The following is a 19463-nucleotide window of genomic DNA, read 5'->3' as shown; positions in this document are numbered from 1 at the left end:
GGTCGCGCCGCCGAACTACGCGCCCCCGTCAAGGGCATCCGCACCCTGTGCGACCTGCTGTACGACGTGTTCGTCTCCACCGGCGCCCTGCCGTTCCCGGAGAAGGTCTCCTTCACCCGCCACATCGCACCGCTGCTGGAGCGCCTGCGCGACCACCAGTGGGTCAACCACGGCTTCGCCGGCTTCTACGGCCACCAGGGCCTCGCCCCTTTCGTCAACCCGGACACCATGGCCCACCTCAGCAGCACCGACCCGGGCCGCCGGGCGCTGCGCCACCAGGTCTTCGACGCCCTGCGCGCGTACGACCGCGACGGCGAGTCCCCGGTGCCCTGGTCCTGGCTGTACGGGGACGGGATGGCCATCCCGCCGCGCACGCCGCTGCAGCATCTGGCACTGTCGCCGACCCAGTACCGGATGTTCCAGTACTGGGCGGACGGCAACTTCGTCGACGACTGGGGCACCGTCACGCCGGTCCGCGAGCTGGGCGAACTGCCGGTCGCCGAGCAGCCGGCCGCCCTCGACCGGGCGGCGCTGGACTTCTGCCTCGCCGACACCTTCCACCCCGGCTGCGAGGTCACGTGGCCGATCCGGCACCCGTCGATGTTCATGGCGCCGTTCCGGATCCGCCACCGCCCGGCGGACCGCCCGGAGCCCCCGTACGGCACAGTCCTCACCCCCGAGACGGCGCTGTCGGTCAACGGCCCGCCCATGCGCATCCCCCCACCGCCCAGGCCAGCAGGCACCCCCGAACAGGCTGCACTCGAACGGGTGGACCTTTTAGAAAAGGCGTCGTTCCGCTGGCGGATCGACTGCCTGATGGCCAGTCAGAAACTCGCGGACACCTGCATCTCCGCCCGCGTCGAGCGCGCCGCCACCCACGCCGAGCGCTGGAGCGACCACGCACCGGTGACCGCCGCCTTCGACCTCGACCAACTCCAGTAACCCTGAGAGAAGTTCGGCTATCTGGTTTCAGCTTCCGTGGTCGTCGTGCTGCCCACCCAGAGCGGCGACCACGGCTGTTACCGGCAGTGCGACCGAAATGTCAGGGCACCTCACGGGTTCGGGTCCTGGTGGTTCCGTCCAGGTGCGGGCTTGGGGCGTTGACCTTCTGCGGCCGCCGCGCGGTGCCGAGGATCAGTGGGCGGACGAACGGAGGTGCCTTGGGCAGTTCGCCGTGCTCGACGGACTCGACCTCGAAGCCGGCAGCCTCGATCGAATCGAGGGTCGGGCGGTTGCACTCGCAGCAGACCACCAGGCGGTTGAGCCAGTTGAAGCGGTCCTGGGTGCGGGCGAGCTGCGGGTCTCGGGAGCGTACGTGTTCGAGGAAGAGCAGCTGTCCGCCAGGACGCAGTACTCGGCCGATCTGGCGCAGGGCGCGCTGCTGGTCGGCGACGCCGCACAGGACCAAGGTGGAGACGACCGTGTCGAAGTTGTCGTCCTCGAAGGGGAGGTCCTCGGCCGGGGCGCGGAGCACGGTGGTGTGCGGTGCGCGTTCCCGGACGTGTCGTTCGAGTCGGCGGAGCATCGTGGCTTCGGGCTCGGTAGCGGTCAGGGAGACTACGTCGGGGCCGTACAGCTCGAGGTTGGCGCCGGTCCCGGCACCGATCTCCCATGGCACGGTCGTAGGTCAGTGCGAAGAACGCCGTGTGGATGCTCATGGCCGCCTCGATTCCTCACCACCGGGCTCACGCGCCCGGTACGCCTTCGACGCTACGGACCTGAAGGCGGGCACCGCGTGGGGCGGTTGCCTCATCTTTCGGGCCGTCCTCAGGCGGTGGCCGCCTCGGTCTGCGGCAGCAGGCCGTTCTCCAGCGCGAAGAGGCAGGCGCCGGCGCGGCTGGAGGTGTCGATCTTGGCGTAGATGTGCTCGACGTGGTTGCGGGCGGTCTTCGGGGAGATGACCAGGCGGCTCGCGATCTCCTTGTTGGACAGGCCGCGGGCCAGCAGCCGCAGCACGTCGATCTCGCGCCCGGTCAAACCCGCGGGTCCAGTGGTTCGACGGGGGACGCGATGGCCCGCTCCGGCGAGCACCGCCGTGACGGCCTCCGCGTCGAGTCGGCCGGCCGCGGCCTCGGCGCGCAGCTCGGCGGCGGCCTGCGGTGCGGTCAGGGCGCCGCGGTGCGGCCGTGGCTCGATCATGGACCGATAGGCGTCCGCCGTGCCGAGGATCCGGGCCCACCGGGAGATGGCGGGCGCCGTGAGTCCGCGCGGGTAGCCGGAGCCGTCCAGCCGCTCCCGGTGTTGCACGGCGATCGCCCCGAGCGGGGCCAGCGTCGGCGACTGGCAGAGCATGCGCTCCGTCAGGTAGGGCTGCAGGCGCACCCGTTCCCGTTCGCCCGTGCCGAGCGGCCCGGGCTTGTCCCAGATCGCGTTCGACACACCCAGGCGTCCCAGGCCGTGGAGCAGGGCGGCCCGGTGAAGTTGGGTCCGCTGGTCCTCGGCGAGGCCCAGTCCAGTGGCGGCCGCGTCGACCAGGTCGGCCACGGCCCGCGCATGTCCCAGGGTGTAGGGCGACTTCAGGTCGACGAAGTCGGCGACGGCCAGCAGCGCCTGGTCGAACTGCTCCCCGCCCAGCCACACCCCCAGCGCCGGTTCGGCGGCGATCACCGCCTCCCAGGTGTGCACCGCGTCCAGTTCCCCGAGCACCGTGTCGGCGTCCCGGCAGAGCACGGCCGCGAGACGGGGATCGAACTGGGACCCGGCGCGCCGTTCGGCCAGCGCCGTGGCGGCCGCGGTGCCACCCAGGCGGTGCGCGACCTCGATGAACTCGGCCAGCTGCGCCAGGCGCGACGCGATCGGTACGGCTTCGCCCTTGAGCTCCCCGGGCCAGCCGCGTCCGTCCCACTGCTCGTAGGAGGCGGCCACCGCACGCCGGACGGAGTCCGGCAGTGCGAGCCGCCCGGCCAGCAAGGCGGCCAGGGCAGCGTGGCCGCTGATCATCCGGTCCACCTCGTGGAAGCCGCCCAAGGCGAACTCCAGCCCGACCCGGAACCGGTGCAGCGGCGGGTTGCCCGACCCGATCAGCCGCACCGCCGCAACGGCACCGGCCAGGCTGCGCTGCTCGTACCGGTACTTGCCGGCCTTCAACGCGATGTCGTCGCCGAACCACTTCGCCTGCTCGTGGGCATCCGAGTGGCAACCCACGTTCACCAACAGTGCCGTGTAGTAGACGGCGACCCGCTCCTCGTCGTCCAGGCCGATCCGCTCGGCCAGGCGTAGGGCGATCAGGCACTGTCGCAGCACGTGCTCCATCGGCTGGCCGAAGCCGAGGTCGACGCCCAACGACAGCGCGGCGACCAGCTCGGCCAGCCGCAACCGCGGACCGGCATCGCCACCGCTCACACCACGACCCTACGCCGCCGAACGGGCCGCGGCATGGCGTCCGGCTGCAGCCCCACGTTCCGCGTCCACCACGACGGCACCGCCGCCCAGCCGGCCTTCGCCTCCACCGGCCGAAGCGCGAACCGCCGGGTTACCCGGATCGGCGACCTGCTCTACGTCTCCAACGCCGGCAGCTCCACCCTCACCTGCTTCCGCGCCTCCGAAGGGGGACGCACGCTCACCGACCGTCTGGGGTTCGGGAACCGCTCGCAGGGGCGTTCTTCGCTTTCGGTGCACCCATCGGGAAGGAGCTCAGGCCCTGACGTTGTGTGCGGCGCGCTGGGATCCGCCCGCTGTCGGGGTCGTCCCGGACGCGTCAGGAGCGGATCTCCGCTTCGGCTGAATCGGCGCGTCCGAGGGGCGCGCCGGCCATGCGCGACATTACGGCCCGCGGCGGGACCTGGTGGGTGCGCCGCCCGGCACGCCGACTGAACAGGTGAACCGCTCACGCCATGCCAGCCGCAGCAGCCGCGCGGAGGCACGCCGGCGGTGGTCAAGCCTTGGCGGGCGCAGACTCTCCTTCGCCTTCCTACGCACACCACGACTCCAGGCGCACGGGGTCTGCGGTGAGCGCCCTCGGCGCGAGTCTCCGTTACGCTCCAGATGGCGACGCTTGGTGCCGCACCCGGGAATCCGGCTGACCTCGGATCAAGGCAGGTAGGGCCACAAGCAATCATCGACACCATTTCATCGGTACAGCATGGCTTGGCATGACACAGGCTGGAGGACCGGCTTTGCGAGTTTTTCACCGCAAGAGAAAGCCGCTGCGAAACTTTATCTACGTTTCTGACACCAAGCTGGACAATCTCTTCGAGCAGATCGATCCGAACCTGCGTCGACGAATCAGTGCCGAAGCCAAGATCGACCTCAAGCTTGCAAGTGTCACGCTGGGTCAGAAAAGTCCTCCGCAGGCCACGCGCATGGCCAAATTGGCGCTTGTGGAGCACTACATCGACAAGAACCACCATGTGGGCACCTGCAGTACGCCAGGAACTGGTTATTTCCGGGGGTCAATTCCCATGCAGTGGGGCTGGCTCAATCCACACCAAGGCCCCGACGACGACTCAAAACGGGACACGGTGTTTTTCCGGGGCGATAGCGAATCCCATTCCGTGATCCTTGCAGGCTCCAGGCGACATGTCCTAGGGGAAAGGCCTGCCAAAGAAAACAGGGACCTGGTTGCCGGATCGGCCATGCCCAACATTATGGCAGTAATCAGGGAAAATCTCGCTCCTGACCCGAAGTTCGGCGTAGGTCGAAGAAATGACGAGAGGCTGCTCCATGAAGCGATGGAAATCCCTCTCGGCGGACCGGCTCAGCACCTGGAGTTCCTTGCCATGGCCATTGTCCAAGGAACAGTTGGATACGAACCCGTCATCCATTCGGTGATCATTGGCACCCCCATCTATGTAGCGATGGCAGAAGATCACGACGCTGGAGAGCAGACCTAATTGTTTCTATAAAATCCCTTGCCGACAGGGCCGTCGAGGCCTACGTCGAACGCGCCGCCACCCACGCCGAACGCTGGAGCGACCACGCGCCCGTCACCGCTGAGTTCGACTTCTGGCAATAACTGCACAGGAAGATGGAACCCCTCTGTCCTGTACAGCCAGAACCTCTGAGCCGCAGAGGGGCCTGACCGCGCCGGCTGCGCCTGGTCCCTGGACGGTCTACGGTGCAGCCGGCGCGGGAACGGTACATGCGCGGCCGGACGTGCACCAGGTCCTCCGGGAGGACCTGCTTCGTCCCGAGCGTTCCATTTGGCGGGGCGTGCGCCTTCAGCGATTGAGCCGACGACATGTCAGAGCGGCTTCCTATGATGCCGCCCGTGGATGCCCACGGCTTTGACTTCCTGCCCGACCTCGAGCGCGTCCTGGCCGGCACCGGCGTCTCGGCGCCGGACGCCCAACGGATCGTGCGGGCCCTGGCAGCGGCCGGGGACGCCGGGAGCGTCGCCGACCTCCTGCTCGCCCGGCCGCCTGCGTGCCCGGCCTGGCTCGCCCCCGAGGCCGGCTACGTCCACCACACCGAGACGGGCGTCGAACTCACTCAGGGGCCGACCCCGGCGCACTTCGAGCCGTCGGACGGAGGGCGCCTCACCTCCGGCGGTGGCACCTTCTGCACGCGTGGGCAGCACGAGGGGTGGCTGTTCGGCCTCCTCGAGGGCAGGGGGTGCCGTGCGTCCCGTCGGGCACTCATGTGGAGGCGGGCACGCCGCTGACCGAGGGCCCGTGCGCTCTTGCCGACGTGCTGGGGGCGGTGGGCGTCGAGCGGGCAGTGGCCGCAGCCGCCGACCGCTTGGCGGGGCTGTGTACGCTCGCACCCGAGGACGCCGAACGCGTGGTGCGGCTGGGTGATCGCCGGCGCCATCGCGGTGGTCTGGCTGTGGGGGCACTTCGTCGGCTTCGCCGATGCGAGCACCACCTCGCCGACGACGCCTTCTCCGTCCGTCTCGGTCCCTGCGGCGCACTGATGGCCAGGCGCCGGTTCCGGATGAGAAGGCCGCGCGGCACTGCCGAGCAGGCCGCGGCCGTCGCGGTCGCCGTCGCCCTGGTGGCATGGCTGCGTACAGGCCGCCGTCGCGGTCTTTCGCGCCGTGCTCAGCGGCTGGCCGATCCTGGCCGCGCTGGCCGTGTGCGGGGTCGTGGCCGTGGTCGTACTTGGGGTCCGCCGGCAAGCGGCTGGCCGTGTCCGCGCCGACCGGCTGGCCCGTCTGCGGCTGACTCCGGCCGAGATCGGCTCACTGTCGGACCGGGAGTTCGAGTTCACGCTGCGGGACCTGCTGATCCGCGACGGCTGGTCGGCCCGCCAGGTCGGCCGGCAGGGGATCCTTCGGGCCGAACACCCGTGCGAGCAGGGGTCTGGTGGTGCGTCAGCGGCTATCCGCTACCGCGCTGTCGCGCGTTCGGGCACGATGCTGGGATGGACCCGTACCGCCCGTACCCGAAGATCCCCGAGCGTCACGGCCTCTCCTCCTACCGCGCCCAAGCCTGGGCGGTCACCGAGAAGGTGCACGGCGCCCACATCGCCGTGAACTGCCGGCCCGACGGGACCGTGCTGGCCGCCAACCGCAAGCGCCGATTGGGCAGCGCCGAGTTGGACGGCTTCTTCGGCCTCTCCCGGATCTGGCCGCAGCTCAGTGTCGGGGTCCGGCGGTACGCCGCGCTGCTGCGTGAGCACTACGGCCCCGACGCCGAGGTGACAGCGTTCGGGGAGCTGGCCGGTGGCCGTTACCCGCATCCTGACGTGCCCGTGCCGCCCGGCTTCCAGCCCGTGCAGACCGGCGTCTGGTACGCGCCCGGCCTGGAACTGCTGATCTTCGACACGGCGGTGGACACCGCCGGAGGCCGGGTCTGGACCGCCCAGGAACCGATGCGCGACGCCGCAGCGCGCGCCGGTCTGCTCTGCGTTCCGCTGCTCGCCGTCGGGCCGCTGCACCACGTCCAGGCCATCGCCCCCGGCGGCGACACACTGGTTCCGGCACTGCTGGGCCTGCCGCCGATTCCCGGCAACCGCGCGGAGGGGATCGTGGTCTCGGTCGCGGACGAGTGGCACGGCGAGGCGCGCCCGCAGGCCAAAGCGAAGATCGACCGCTTCGCGGAGGACTCCCGGTACGACGGTTCCCGGCCCTATGCACCGCCGCCCCGCGGTGCAGCCGGGCTGCCCGCCTGGCTCCTGGCGGAGGCGGTCGCGCTGCTCGCCCCCGCACGAGCGGCCGCCGCGGTCAGCAAGCTCGGACCCGGTGTTCCGCTGGACACCGTGGCGCAGGAGATCGTCGCTGATGCGCTGGCCGACCTGCACGCCGCCGTGGGCGGCCTGGGCGAGTACGCGCAGCCGTGCCGCGAGGCCCTCCGGCCGGCGGCCCGGGCCCTGGCACAGCACGACGCAGACGACCGTGCCGCCCGGCGGCCGTAGTTCCACTGCCGCATGGGACGCAACCCGGAAGCGCTACCTGATTGACCAGCAGTGATGCCGAGAGTGAATGCGCTGGCCGGCGTCGTGAATGGTTCGAAACGTCGGCGGACCCGTGCTGCCGTCAGGCTCCGTGAGGCGACGGGGCCTTGTAATGATCAAGATATTCCTGCATCGCGGTGTCGAGTGGCTCTGCGCTGTTGCCGTGGATGGCACGCCAGAGACGGTTCTCAAGCCAGAACCGGTAGGCGAAGTGCTCGAAGGAGGGGGCGCACCAGAAGATCGTGGTCCTCCGGGAGGCGATGTCGTCCAGCTCCTGGAGCCGCTCGAATTGCCTGGGGATGACCTCGTCCAGGTCGCCCAGCCACTGGAACGCTCCGGTGAACTGGGAGTCGTCCAGAGGCGGCGGGGTGTCGCAAGGATGCCGCTCGTAGGTGTCGCGGCATGGGCGGTGATCGCCGAGGCCTGTCCCACACCAAGCCGCACCGACGTCAATGCCCCTCGTTGGCTGCTCGATTCGTCGCAGGACACGTAGAGCTCGTAACACGATCTTGTGAGTTGGTGCAGGTCGACCGTGACCGGTACGACGATTGAGCTGTTCGTGATGGTGTGAGTACCAAGCCGTGGGCCGTGGATGACGAGTTGTGGGCGGTGATCGAGCCGGTTCTGCCGGCCAGGCCCGAGCGGTCTCCCGGCCCGAGGCCGGTGTCGGACCGGCTGTGCCTGCAGGGCATCCTCTTCGTTCTGTACACCGGGATCCCGTGGCAGCAACTGCCCCTGGAGCTGGGCTTCGGCTCCGGGCAGACCTGCTGGCAGCGCCTGGAGCGGTGGCAGCAGGCCGGGGTGTTCGACCGGCTTCACCGGACACTGCTCGCAGAGCTGAACGCGGCCGGCGAGCCGGACTGGTCCCGCGCGTGCGTGGACGCCTCCCACGTACGCGCGAAAAAGGGGGCCCGGCGACGGGCCCGTCGCCGGTCGGCCGCCGCAAGAGGGGCAGCAAGCACCACCTGGTCTGCGACGGCGGCGGTGTCCCGCTCCACGTGATCACCACCGCGGCCAACGTCAACGACGTCACCCAGACCCTCGCCCTGGTCGACGGCATCCCACCCGTGGCCGGCCGCGTCGGACACCCCCGCAAGCGCCCCGACGCCCTCCTGGGCGACAAGGGCTACGACAGCAACCCCAACCGCCGCGCACTGCACGAACGCGGGATCCTGCCGGTCATCTCCCGCAAGGGCCGGCCCGACATCAAAGGCCTGGGAAAGCTCCGCCACGTGGTGGAGCAGACCTTCGCCCTGCTCCACCGGTTCAAGCGCCTCGCCATCCGCCGGGAACGGCGCCTCGACCTCCACACTGGTACCCAAGGTGTGCGGGCCGCGCCTCGATGTCGACTTCGTCAAGCTCGTCCACAGGACGAAGGGGCATGACCGGCCATTCCCTCAGGCTCCAGCGGCACGGTTGAGTTCGGTGACCGGAAACGGCGTCCGCTTGCTCTCCGACAGCAGCTGGCGGTGGAACCCGTCCAGGACAACGGCGCCCCGGGCATGACGTTCGATGACTGCCGCGATCTCAGGCGGAACGCCATCGGGCCTTCGCCCTTCGACCCACTCTCGCAGGAACGCGCCTGCATCCATGCCGCCCCGGAGGCCGTCGACGAGGTGATGGCGGATGAGATGGCTCGCGGTGTAGTGGCGGTCGTAGGTGAGATGGTCCGAGAGGAACTGCTCCTCGGCCGCTGAGAGCTCGAAACCCGAACTCAGGGCCAGCCCGAAGTCCGCGAAGTAGATCAGCCGGCCGTCGGTCAGGAGGTTGTGGAAATGGGCATCGAAGTGCACGAGTCCGCGAGAGCTCATGAACGCCGTACCCTGCGCCAAGCCGTCTTCGACCCACGAATACGAGAACGCGGTGCCGGGCACGGTAGTCTCCCGACGCTCGTGCAGCCACGTGCCGAGTGTCTGCGGTACATGCTCCAGGAAGAGCACCAGGCTGTAGGAGGACCGGCCGATGGCCTCCAACCGCTCGCGCACGGCCGGTGAGCCGTCCCAGTGCGCGACTGCTCCGTCGACCCCGCCGAACTCGTCCACGAAGCCCTCGGGAGGGGAGTCGGGCAGCACACGCCAGTGATACATCAGCGGAAAACCCGCGTACTCCCTGCCCAGGACCCAGTTGGTGGTCATGGTGTGTACGGCCAGTTCCCGCCAAGCGCCGAAGCCGGCCGATCCCACTCCGTACTGGTAGAACATCGGCAGACCGAAGAGGTTCGCCGTTGACCGCACGTTGTCCGGCCGGGTCTCGACGTCCGTCAGCGGCAGCCTCTTGACGAAGACCCGTATCCCGTCGATGTCCAGTTCCGCGGACCTGCCGCCGATGCCGGCTCCAACCGCCGAGGCGGATGCCACGACATCGCCGAGCCGCCTGTCGCTCAGCAGGGACAGGCGGGTGGCCACGCTCCCGTAGGCGGCAAGCCGCGCGGCGTACGTGGTGTCGGGGTGACGCATCAACAGCTCCTCGGTGCCCCGAACCAGGGCGTCAGTGATCATACGAACACAATCGAACTTATCTGCCAAGATCGCCTTTGCTCTCGGAAACGACCCCTTCCGAGAGCAGGATCGGGAACGGTCGCCGGGGGCGGCCCTGGCGCCCGATCGGTTCCGAGAGGGCGTTGAGCAGCTGGTGCGGCCCGGGGCCTGCCTTCGGGAGGTGCAGAAATAGCCTGCTCGCGGCTCGAGAGCTGTGGCACGATGCCGCAATGATCGCCATACCGCCTCCGCCTCCCGTTGTTCCCCGTGGTCGGCTGTCCGGGCAGGAGCAACCGGTGCTCGGCCTGTGCAGCGGTCTGGTGTTGCGGCCATGGGCTCCGGCCGACGCCGGGGTTCTGGTGGCTGCCGGCCAGGATCCGTCGATCCGGCAGTGGAACATGCTGGCCGTGGACGGTCTGGAGGACGCGCACCGGCGGATCGAGCGTATGCGCGAGCGGTGGCAGGACGAGTCAGGCGCGATCTGGGCCATCGCGCGCCCGGAGGGCGGCGAAGCGGTCGGGCTGATCGGGTGGCGCCGGATCAACCTCGTGGAGGGCAACGCGGAACTCCTCTACTGGCTGCTTCCGTCCGCGCGGGGCGCCGGCATCGTGGTCGAGGCCGTCAAGAGGCTCAGCGAGTGGGGACTCGAGGGGCTCGGTCTGCACCGGATGTCGCTGTGCCACTCGGTGGCGAATCCGGCGTCCTGTCGGGTGGCCGAGAAGGCCGGCTACCTGCTCGAGGGCACCATGCGCAGCGCGGTGCTGCATGCTGACGGCTGGCACGACCTGCACCTGCACGCGTTTGTCCAAGACGATCTCCGGTGACCCGTTTCTCGCCGCTTTCGAAGCATGTAGCGGCTTCTGGGTCAACGTCTGCGGCGGCCGCCTGGTCCTGTCGGCGCCAGTAGGCATCTTGGTCGGACCCGAACCAGGCCCGCAGCACGCTTCCAGCTCGCCACCGAGATCCCCACCGCGATCCTCGCCCGCACCTTGGGCATCCACGCCGACGTCGCCATCGCCTGGCGACGGTTCTCCGCGGGCGGCCGGGCCACCTACGCCGCCGAAGTCAGCCGCCGCACCATCTCACGAAGGAGATAAGCACGTGCCCCCTCTCCCCGTCGAAGCTGTGCTGTTCGATCTGGACGGAACACTCATAGACCATGACACCGCTGCCGAAGAAGCCGTCATCGCCAGCTTTCTCGGCCCCATCGATCCGCCCCCGCTCGAACGAGATCGAGTCGTCCGCCGCTGGCGAGAGCTGGAGGCATGGGCGATGGACCGTTATCTGGCTGGTGAACTGACCTTCCGAGAGCAACGCCGCCTGCGCATCACCCGCCTCGCCGACGAGTTCGGCCTTGGCGCATGGTCGGACGAGAAGGCAGATGACTGGTTCGCCCAGTACCTGACCTGCTACGAGGCCGCCTGGCAGACCTACCACGACGTACCCCCAGCCCTGGCCGCCCTGACGGCTGAGCCCCGACAGCTTCGGCTCGGCGTCATCACCAACGGAGACGCCGACCAGCAACGCCGCAAGCTCCAACACGTCGGTCTCACCAGCCTGCTGCAGCATGCCACCATCTCCAGCGAGGCAGGCGCCGCCAAACCCGACGCGAAAATCTTCCGGATCGCATGCAGCGAGCTTCAGCTCCAACCGTCACAGGTAATCTACGTTGGAGACCGACTCCAGACCGACGCAGAAGCGGCTGTCGCCGCCGGACTTCGCGGGATCTGGCTTGACCGGAGCGACGCCATTTCCGTCACATCGGTCCCGCGCATCAGGACACTGATCGAGCTCGCTCCCCTTCTCACACAGCTGAGAGCTCCTAGCACGACCACGGGGTGGCTTGCTTGAGGCGGCGCCAGCAGCGGTCACCCTGGTCGCGGAGAACTTCGAGGCGTTCGTCACGGGCCTGGTCGACGAGTCCGTCTACGACACCTCGGAGCAGGACCGGCTCGACGCCCTGGCCACGGTGCGGGCCGGCAGCTTCTCCCCGGTTCTGCTGCGTGCTTTCCGTGAGGTCGCGGGCGTCCTACCCGACGCGGACCGGCGGATGCGGGCGCTTGCGGAGGCCGTCGTGCACGACAAGGGGTTCTTCGCCCTGCACGCCGACACGCGCTCCACGCTGATGTACGACTACCTGTTCTGGCTGTTCACCAGCTTCAACCACGTCGACTCCTTCGAGCGGTACGCCGCGACGCCTCCGCAGACCGAGCGCTCCGCCACGCTTCCGGACTACGGGCTCATGATCGCCGGCTTCGGCCCCGAGCCGTACGGCTTTCGCACCGGCGGCTACGCCCCCGCCTGCCTCGAAGAATGGCGGAAATCCCGAATCACCTCGAGCCACCTCGCCGAGACCGCCGACGGCTACCGGTTCACCGATGCCGCCCTCGCCACACTGCTCGACGAACTCGCCACCGTGGCCGGGAAAGGCGGGTAACCGTACTCGTCAGGGCGACGGCGTACCCTACGGCGATCAGGCTGATGAGGCTCCAGTAAATCCAGGAGTTCCAGCAGGTCACCGGCCCTGGCGGAGGCCGACCAGGGGCTTTGCAGCGGGCGTCGGCCCACCATGCGGCCGACGCCCCGGATGCGCTCCGCGCGACCTGGTCAGCGTCGGGCCAACACTGCAACCTCGTGGCCGAAGCACACCACCAACTCGGCCTCTGACGTCACCTCCACGGCGCGGACGGGCCAGAGGAACACGAGTTCTTCGCCGACCGGTTGACCGGTGGCCAGGTCCCACATCCGTACCGCCCCGTCGCCGCTGCCGATCACTGCGACCGGGCGGCCGTCGACCCTCCCGGCCGCTACCGCGTGCACCGGGCTGTCATGGCTGGTGAGGGCCTTGCCGACCTGCCCGCCGACGGCCAGGTCCCACACCAGCGCGGTTCCGTCGTCGCTGCCGGTGACAGCCACAGGGCGGCCGTCCACCACCGCCGTTGCCACCCCGAGGACCGTTCCGGAATGGCCGGTGAGCGGCACGCCCACCTGCTCGCCGCTGGTCAGGTCCCACGCCCGCGCCGTGCCGTCGAACAGCCCGATGACCGCTACCGGGCGGTCATCGAGTGCCGCAGTCGCCACGGCCGTCGCCTCGTTGTGGAGATTGCTGCTTTCGAGCGGCTTGCCGAGCGCCCGGCTGGCGGCCAGGTTCCGTATCCGCGCCGTTCCGTCGGAACTGGCGGTGATCGCAACAGCGCCGCCGTCCACCATCGCGGTCGCCACCGCGTTCACCCGTTCCTTGTGCTTGGCGTGCGGCTTGCCGACCTGCCCACCGGTGGCCAGATCCCACACCCGCACCTTCCCGTCGCCGGCACCGGTGACCGCGACCGGACGGCCACCCACCGCCGCCGTGGCCACCGCTCGCACCGGAGCGTCGTGGCCGGCCAGGGGTTCGCCGACCCGCTGGTCGCAGGCCAGGTCCCAGACCCGCACCATCCCCGCGCTGCTGACGACAGCCACGGGGCGGCCGTCCACCACCGCCGTGGCCAGGCCACGGACCGGGCGGCCATCATGACTGGTGAGCGGTTCGCAGACCTGCTTGCCGGTGGCCAGGTCCCACACCCGCACCACCCCGCCCTTGTCGCCGGTCACGGCGACGGGACGATCGTCCACCACTGTCGTCGCCACCGCACACACACCGTAGAAGTGGTTGGGAAATTTGCCGACCCGTCGGCCCGTGACCAGGTCCCACACCCGTGTCCCGTCGCCGCCACCGGTGAGCGCGACCGACCGACCATCCAGCAGCGTCGCCGCAACCGCCTCGACCGCGCCGGTGTGGGCGGCGATGGGCTTGCCAACCTGCCGACCGGTGCCGAGGTCCCACAACCGCACCTTCCCACCGTGGGCGCCGGCAACCGCGATCGGGCGGCCGTCCACCACCGTCACCGCCACTGCCGACGCTTCCACGGTGCCGCTGCGGGCGGAAAGGGGTTCGCCGACCAGCTGGCCCGTGGCGAGATCCCACACCCGCGCCGTGCGGTCCACACCGCCGGTGACCGCGACAGGTCGGCCCTCCAGCACCCCGGTCGCCACCGAGTACACCCACCTCGCGTGGCCGGTCAGGGGTTCGCCGACCGGTCGGCCGGTGGCCAGATCCCAGATGCGCACGATCCCGTCATGGTCGCCGGTGACCGCGACCGGGCAGCCGTCCACCACTGCCGTCGCCACCGCCGGCAGACCGTCGCCATGGTCGGCCAACGGTTCGCCGACCAGCTGACCGGTGGCCAGGTCCCACACCCGCAGCGCCCCGTCGAACGGGACGACGGCCACGGGGCGGCCGTCGACCACCGCCGTAGCGACCCCGACCGCCGACTCCCCCCGGGTGCTCAAGACCCTCCAGAGCCGGGGGTCGACCTGTGAACCAGTGGCCCACCGCACTGCCCACCCGGCGCCGGGCCCGCTGTCCCCCTCCACCTCTACCGCTGCCAGCCGTGCGGCCAACGCCCGGTCTCCGTAGCGTGCGGCGTCCAGAGCCAGCACCTGCCGCCGCACCCGCGGGCCGGCGTCCCGATGCAGGTGCTCCGAAGCCCGGTACACCGCCGCCGTCAAACGGGCCTGCGGATCCGCGCCCGTATCCAGCAGCCCCTGCACCTGCCCGGGATCTCCATTCACCAGAGACCCCAGGTCCGACCACCACGCACCCGCCCCACCAGGACCGGTACCCGAACCACCCTCACGCAGACCATCAACCACGAACGCACACTCCAACTTCACGATGAACCAGCCAAAAGGGCGGACCAGCGGCAGCTGTTCGAGCCGCAGGCAGGATCTGGCCGGCTCCGGCTCGGCGAGATTCCCCGCACCGCCCCTGTGCCCAACGGCAGACGCACAGTTGTGGCCGTTACAGGCCGGCCGCCTGCGGACTCGCCGTGCCCAACCATACGAGGGCCCACGGACGGTGCGACATGTTCCTGCACGTCCACCGAGCGTGTGCGGGTGTGTCAGGTACGGGGCTGCGGGGCGGCGGCCGGCCCGCCGCTCGGCTTCCGCTTGGGGACATGGGGACGGTAGGGGCTGACGCTGGGGTCGCCGTCGATCCAGAAGCGCCAGGGGGTGGTCGCGCCCGCGCCGGAGACGCCGGTGCGCGGGCCGGTGCGGATGAGTGCCGGGTCGGGGGGTGTGCCGGTCAGGACGCTGAAGGGTATGCCGTCCCCGCAGGCGTCGGCGCCGTCGAAGGCCCGGTCGACGCCGACGGCCATGGTCAACCTGGCTGGCCCCTGGGCGAGTTCGCGGTCCTTACGCGCGGTGGGCCGACGCTCGCGGGCGAGTTCAAGGCCGTCCAGGACCTCGCCCGCGCGCAGCAGCACGGCGGAGGAGTGTCCGTCCTGGCCGGTGACGAGGTTCATGCAGAAGTGCATGCCGTAGGTGAAGTACACGTAGACGTGCCCGGGCGGGCCGAACATGACCTCGTTGCGCGGGGTCCGTCCCCGGTAGGCGTGCGAGGCGGGGTCGTCCCGGCCGTTGTACGCCTCCACTTCGGTGAGGCGCAGCGAGACGGTGCCCTGCGGAAGCGTGCAGACCAGGACGCGGCCCAGCAGGTCGCGTGCGACCTCCACGACGTGGCGGTCAAAGAATTCACGGCCGAGCGACCGGTTCGTCTGTTCGAGCACGCGGCAAGTGTACTCACGCCACTGGGCCCACCTCCGCGGCCGCGTCACTGCGCGGCCGGCGTTTCACCGTGCTGCTGTTGATCGGTGACTGTTTGTCACGACATGGGAAAGGTGCCCTGCCACCTGCGATGATCCGGCTTGTCTGGGGAGATCGTCGGCGGGGTGGGGCACCTTTCACGATCTCCGCGGGCTCGATGACCTGGGCGCCCTCTCCACCACTGCTCCGCGGCGGTTGCTGCAAAGTCATGGTGACGTTGCCGGAGGACCAGGCTCCGGTGTCCGATCCCGCCAACCGGTTGGCGGCGAGGCGGACTTGGATGGTGCGAGCCGGTTCGCCCGAGTGGGACCCAGGGGTGGTCGGGCGCCACGACCAGGTCCGGTTCACCGGAAGCGGCCGCGATGCGCCGGAGTGCCGGCCCCGAGCGGAGGAGATGCGCACCGGGCCGCACTGCCACGAGGTCGCGCCCGTCTCGCGCCAGGCACACACCGTCGCGTCGAAGAAGCCGTCGAACTGCAGCCTCCGGATCAGCCGGGTAGTGCGCCAGCGCGGCGGGCAGGCCCTCCGGCCGGCCGGGGCGGCCGGTCAGGTCGACGGCGGTGGCCTGAGCAGCCGGCTCAGTCGGATCTACAGCCGGTCCGTCAGCCCGTTCTGTGGGCCGGCCGGGCACCGTGGCGGAACAGCGTGGGAATACCCAGGTACGTACCCGCGTGCGGTGCGTGCGGTACCGCACTGCCGTCCCTTCGGACACCCGAGGAGGCTGAGCGGGTGAATCGGGGCAGCGGGGCGAATGTTCTCCCACCCGGGACGGGAACAGTGGGGTCGGCTCGGCCGGTCGGCCGGGATCTCACCGTGCCGGAACCACGTGGCGGTGCCAGAGGTCCGGCGACCTGGTTCGAGGAGAGCGTCAGTGCGCACACCACGTCGGCACAGGAGATCGAGGGCGCTGGCGATGGCAGCACTCCTGTTCGGTTTGAGCTTGCCCACGGTTGTGGCCTCGGCACCTCAGGCGGCGGCGCAGGAACCGCTCGACCATGTCTTTGTGATCATGCTGGAGAACCACGGGTACGACAGCATCATCGGCGATGCACACGCCCCCTACCTCAACCGACTGGCCGCCCACTACGGTCTGGCGACCCAGTACTTCGGTGTCACCCACCCCAGCGAGCCCAACTACATCGCCGCGACGTCCGGCCACAACTGGTGGCTCAACGACGACAGCCCCGACAACCGCCCCGATCACCGCAACATCGTGGACGAGCTCGAGTCGCACGACGTGCCGTGGGCCGCCTACATGGACGCCATGCCGTCCACGGGCTTCGACGGGGACAGCGCCAACGGCGGGCTGTACGTCAGCCGGCACAACCCGTTCATGCTCTACCCCGACGTCCGCCAAGACAGCGCCCGGACGCAGCACATCAAGCCCTACGAGTCTCTCAGCGGGGACCTCAACGGCCGTGGCGGCACGATCCCCCGGTACGTCTGGATCACCCCGGACATCTGCAACGACATGCACGGCGGCGTCGACACGGCCGTCCCGGGCCACCCCGAATCGCCGTGCCCCTACGCGGACGCCGTGGACGATGCCAACGACATCTCGCTCAAGTCCAAGGCCGAGACGTTCCTCCACTCGACGGTCGACGCGATCATGGGCAGCCGTGCGTGGCGCAGCGGCAGGAACAACGTGATCGCCATCATGACCGACGAGGCCGATCCGTTCGGCCCCGACAGCACCGGCGGCCAGTCGGACATCAGGTTCGCCGGCAACTCCGGCGACTCTCCCCTCCTGCCGGCGGGCGACCCGGACGTCTCCCCCTCCTGGCCCGGCGGCCGTTACGGCGGCGGGCACATCCCGGCGATCGTGATCTCCAAGAACGGCCCCCGCGGTGCCACGGATGACACCCCGTACAACCACTACTCTCTGCTGCGCACCATCGAGGAGGGCTTCGGTCTGGACCGGCTGGCCCTGACGGCCGACGACAACCAGGTCAACGCGATGTGGCCGCTGTTCGAGAACTGAGCCCAGGTGTCCGGCACCACCTCTCTTGCCGTCGCCCTGACTCGGTGTGGGGTCACTCCACCGTGCTGAGAATCCGAACTGACGGCGGTTCGGCCAGGAGCGCCCCACCTTCCCCAGCGAGTCCGCCAGGCGCGGGCCGGCCATGTACGTCTCGAACGCCGCACGGTAGGCCCATTCCTCGATGACCACCCAGGAGTACGGATCCTGCGGATCCACGTAGTTGTCGTACGGGAGACACCCGGGCTCGGCCCGGCTGGGCTCGATCATCGAGCGCGCCTGTGCGCGTATCTCAGCCTCCTGGCCGGCCCCCGTCCTACCTGGAGTTCCTCGCAGCAGGGCGGGTGACCTCCCAGGCCGCCTCGATCATCCGGAAGATCTCGTCCACCGCGGCCTCCGGATCGGCCGCCTCACGGGCCAGTGAGTAGGCGTCGATCACGAACCTCGCGATCGTCCGGCTCGCCGTTGCGGTCTGTGACAGGTCGGGATCGGCGGCGATGGCCGTGGCCAGCGTCTCCGCGTGCCGCAGCCTCATCGACTCCTCGTACCTCCGCAGGGCGGGGGACTCGTCGATCATGCGCCAGATCGGGGCGGCGTCGTCCGCCGTGCAATGTCGCACCAGCGCCTGGATCTCGCAGCGCAGGGCGGGGATGAGCGGTTCGTGCGATGCCCGGCCGGTGACCGCCTGCGTGAGGCGTTGCTCGAAGTCTTCGTCCTGCTCGAACACCAGGGCCTCTTTGGAGGCGAAGTGGGAGAAGAGCGTGGTGACGGCCACGTCGGCCTCGGCGGCCACTTCGCGGATGCCCACCGCGTCGTACCCGCGTTCCAGGAAGAGCCGCAGGGCGGTGTCAGCGATCTTCTGGCGGGTCGCGGCTTTCTTGCGCTCGCGGCGTCCGGACGGCATGGTCATGCCTTGACACTATCAGGTATGAAGTCAGAGCAGCTTCAAAACACTAACCGTTAGTGCTACGGTCCACCGCATGAAGAAAGTGAGCTTCGCCGAGTTCGGCGGTCCGGACGTTCTGCAACTCATAGATGCCGAGGAGCCCCACGCGGGCCCCGGCCAGGTACGCATCGCCGTGCGGGCGGCGGGCGTGAACCCCGTCGACTGGAGGGTCCGTGAAGGACAGATCCTGGGGGCCCACCCGATCCAGTTGCCCGCCGGGGTCGGGCTGGACGCCGCCGGGGTGGTGGACGAGGTCGGCGAGGGCGTCGAAGGGATCGAGGTCGGCGGGCACGTGTTCGGCGAAGGCTCCAGCACCTATGCCGAGTCCGCCGTACTGTCGGCCTGGGCCCGTATGCCCCAGGGCCTGACGTTCGAGGAGGCGGCCGGGTACCCCTCCGTGGTGGAGACCGCGCTGCGCATCCTCGGTGAGGTCGGCGTGCAGTCCGGGCAGACGCTGCTGGTCAGCGGTGCGTCCGGGGGAGTCGGATCGGCGGTGCTACAGATCGCCCGCGACCGCGGCATCACGGTGATCGGCACCGCCGGGGCCGCCAACCAGGACTATCTGCAGAGCCTCGGTGCCCTGGCCACGACGTACGGCGAGGGCTGGGTCGAGCGGGTGCGGCAGCTCGGCCACGTCGACGCCGCCCTCGACCTGGCCGGCTCGGGCGTCATCCGCGAGCTCCTCGAACTGACCGGGGACCCGCAGAGGGTGATCTCCATCGCCGATCTCGCTGCACCGGAGCTCGGTGTCCGGTTCTCCGGCGTAGCCGGGAGCGTGCCGGACGCGCTCTCCGAGGCCGCCGACCTCATCTCGCGGGGAAAGCTCCACATCCCGGTCGAGAAGTCGTACCCGCTCGCCGAGGCCGCAACGGCGCACATCGACAGCCAAGCCGGTCACACACGCGGGCGCCGGGTCATCATCGTCTGAGCCGTTTCCTGCGCAGCCATACGGGCGCCTTCGCCGGCACGGACTGGGAGCCGGGATTCCGCAGCCCCCTGCCGGCTACGCACCGGGGCAGAGCGGCGTCCACTCTCAATGACCCGCCCCCTCTCCTGCCTGACACCTTGTCACCGGAACCGG

Annotated in this window: 17 protein-coding genes and 2 pseudogenes; 12 read left to right on the top strand and 7 right to left on the bottom strand. The window is 69.7% G+C overall.

Features of this window, described 5'->3' with window-relative positions; all coding sequences use genetic code 11:
• Positions 1-66 precede the first annotated feature (66 nt).
• Positions 67-942, top strand: coding sequence for a LodA/GoxA family CTQ-dependent oxidase (locus ABD330_RS17875; protein WP_344466146.1), 876 nt, complete (start codon positions 67-69; stop codon positions 940-942).
• 100 nt (positions 943-1042) lie between these two features.
• On the opposite strand, the gene ABD330_RS17870 is transcribed toward ABD330_RS17875, so the two are convergent.
• The gene (locus ABD330_RS17870; RefSeq protein ID WP_344466144.1) at positions 1043-1618 is read right to left on the bottom strand and encodes a class I SAM-dependent methyltransferase; all 576 of its coding nucleotides are present in this window, start codon (positions 1616-1618) and stop codon (positions 1043-1045) included.
• Between the two features lie 149 nt (positions 1619-1767).
• Positions 1768-3342 (bottom strand): HD domain-containing phosphohydrolase, encoded by a 1575-nt coding sequence (locus ABD330_RS17865; RefSeq protein ID WP_344466142.1) that lies wholly within the window; start codon positions 3340-3342, stop codon positions 1768-1770.
• Positions 3343-4091: 749 nt separating this feature from the next.
• Between ABD330_RS17865 and ABD330_RS17860 the strand changes: the two genes are divergently transcribed.
• The 6 genes and pseudogenes from ABD330_RS17860 (at position 4092) to ABD330_RS17835 (ending at position 8720) form a co-directional block, all read left to right on the top strand.
• A complete protein-coding gene (locus ABD330_RS17860) occupies positions 4092-4832 on the top strand; it encodes a DUF7019 family protein (protein WP_344466140.1) in 741 nt (246 codons plus the stop codon).
• Positions 4817-4954, top strand: a pseudogene (locus tag ABD330_RS17855) (exodeoxyribonuclease III); the annotation flags it as partial. The gene ABD330_RS17860 and the pseudogene ABD330_RS17855, both read left to right, overlap by 16 nt.
• Positions 4955-5209: 255 nt before the next feature.
• Positions 5210-5602 (top strand): hypothetical protein, encoded by a 393-nt coding sequence (locus ABD330_RS17850; protein ID WP_344466138.1) that lies wholly within the window; start codon positions 5210-5212, stop codon positions 5600-5602.
• A 701-nt stretch (positions 5603-6303) separates the two neighbouring features.
• Positions 6304-7296 (top strand): RNA ligase family protein, encoded by a 993-nt coding sequence (locus ABD330_RS17845; RefSeq protein ID WP_344466136.1) that lies wholly within the window; start codon positions 6304-6306, stop codon positions 7294-7296.
• A gap of 151 nt (positions 7297-7447) precedes the next feature.
• The gene (locus ABD330_RS17840) at positions 7448-7828 is read left to right on the top strand and encodes a hypothetical protein (RefSeq protein ID WP_344466134.1); all 381 of its coding nucleotides are present in this window, start codon (positions 7448-7450) and stop codon (positions 7826-7828) included.
• Between the two features lie 74 nt (positions 7829-7902).
• A protein-coding gene (locus ABD330_RS17835; RefSeq protein ID WP_344466132.1) for an IS5 family transposase occupies positions 7903-8720 on the top strand; the annotation gives its coding sequence in 2 pieces (ribosomal slippage) (positions 7903-8236 and positions 8236-8720; 819 coding nt in all).
• Between the two features lie 12 nt (positions 8721-8732).
• On the opposite strand, the gene ABD330_RS17830 is transcribed toward ABD330_RS17835, so the two are convergent.
• The gene (locus tag ABD330_RS17830; protein ID WP_344466249.1) at positions 8733-9791 is read right to left on the bottom strand and encodes a protein kinase family protein; all 1059 of its coding nucleotides are present in this window, start codon (positions 9789-9791) and stop codon (positions 8733-8735) included.
• A gap of 251 nt (positions 9792-10042) precedes the next feature.
• On the opposite strand from ABD330_RS17830, the gene ABD330_RS17825 reads away from it, so the two are divergent.
• The 3 genes from ABD330_RS17825 (at position 10043) to ABD330_RS17815 (ending at position 12249) form a co-directional block, all read left to right on the top strand.
• On the top strand, positions 10043-10636 hold the full coding sequence (locus ABD330_RS17825; RefSeq protein ID WP_344466130.1) for a GNAT family N-acetyltransferase: 594 nt from the start codon (positions 10043-10045) through the stop codon (positions 10634-10636).
• Between the two features lie 277 nt (positions 10637-10913).
• A complete protein-coding gene (locus tag ABD330_RS17820) occupies positions 10914-11663 on the top strand; it encodes an HAD family hydrolase (RefSeq protein ID WP_344466129.1) in 750 nt (249 codons plus the stop codon).
• Complete coding sequence (locus tag ABD330_RS17815) at positions 11656-12249, top strand: hypothetical protein (RefSeq protein WP_344466128.1); 594 nt, start codon at positions 11656-11658, stop codon at positions 12247-12249. Before ABD330_RS17820 ends, ABD330_RS17815 begins: the two co-directional genes overlap by 8 nt.
• Positions 12250-12419: 170 nt before the next feature.
• Here the strand turns inward: ABD330_RS17815 and ABD330_RS17810 are convergent, their stop codons facing one another.
• Both ABD330_RS17810 and ABD330_RS17805 read right to left on the bottom strand, forming a co-directional pair.
• Entirely contained in the window at positions 12420-14402 is a 1983-nt protein-coding gene (locus tag ABD330_RS17810) for a WD40 repeat domain-containing protein (protein WP_344466127.1), read from the bottom strand.
• A 350-nt stretch (positions 14403-14752) separates the two neighbouring features.
• Positions 14753-15421 (bottom strand): DNA-3-methyladenine glycosylase, encoded by a 669-nt coding sequence (locus tag ABD330_RS17805; RefSeq protein WP_344466126.1) that lies wholly within the window; start codon positions 15419-15421, stop codon positions 14753-14755.
• A 1046-nt stretch (positions 15422-16467) separates the two neighbouring features.
• On the opposite strand from ABD330_RS17805, the gene ABD330_RS17800 reads away from it, so the two are divergent.
• On the top strand, positions 16468-17439 hold the full coding sequence (locus tag ABD330_RS17800; RefSeq protein ID WP_344466247.1) for an alkaline phosphatase family protein: 972 nt from the start codon (positions 16468-16470) through the stop codon (positions 17437-17439).
• A 144-nt stretch (positions 17440-17583) separates the two neighbouring features.
• Here the strand turns inward: ABD330_RS17800 and ABD330_RS32495 are convergent.
• Together ABD330_RS32495 and ABD330_RS17795 are read right to left on the bottom strand one after the other, a co-directional pair.
• Positions 17584-17772, bottom strand: a pseudogene (locus ABD330_RS32495) (putative quinol monooxygenase); the annotation flags it as partial.
• Positions 17753-18346: a TetR/AcrR family transcriptional regulator gene (locus tag ABD330_RS17795; RefSeq protein ID WP_344466125.1), complete on the bottom strand. Its 594-nt coding sequence runs from the start codon at positions 18344-18346 to the stop codon at positions 17753-17755. The pseudogene ABD330_RS32495 and the gene ABD330_RS17795, both read right to left, overlap by 20 nt.
• 70 nt (positions 18347-18416) lie before the next feature.
• Here ABD330_RS17795 and ABD330_RS17790 point away from each other — a divergent pair, with 70 nt between their 5' ends.
• Positions 18417-19310 carry an NADP-dependent oxidoreductase gene (locus tag ABD330_RS17790; protein WP_344466123.1) on the top strand — a complete coding sequence of 298 codons (894 nt, stop codon included), beginning with the start codon at positions 18417-18419 and terminating at the stop codon, positions 19308-19310.
• Positions 19311-19463 lie beyond the last annotated feature (153 nt).

Source organism: Kitasatospora kazusensis (assembly GCF_039529945.1).
In the GTDB taxonomy this organism is placed as follows: Bacteria; Actinomycetota; Actinomycetes; order Streptomycetales; family Streptomycetaceae; genus Kitasatospora; species Kitasatospora kazusensis.
This window is presented reverse-complemented; position numbering and strand designations above follow the sequence as displayed.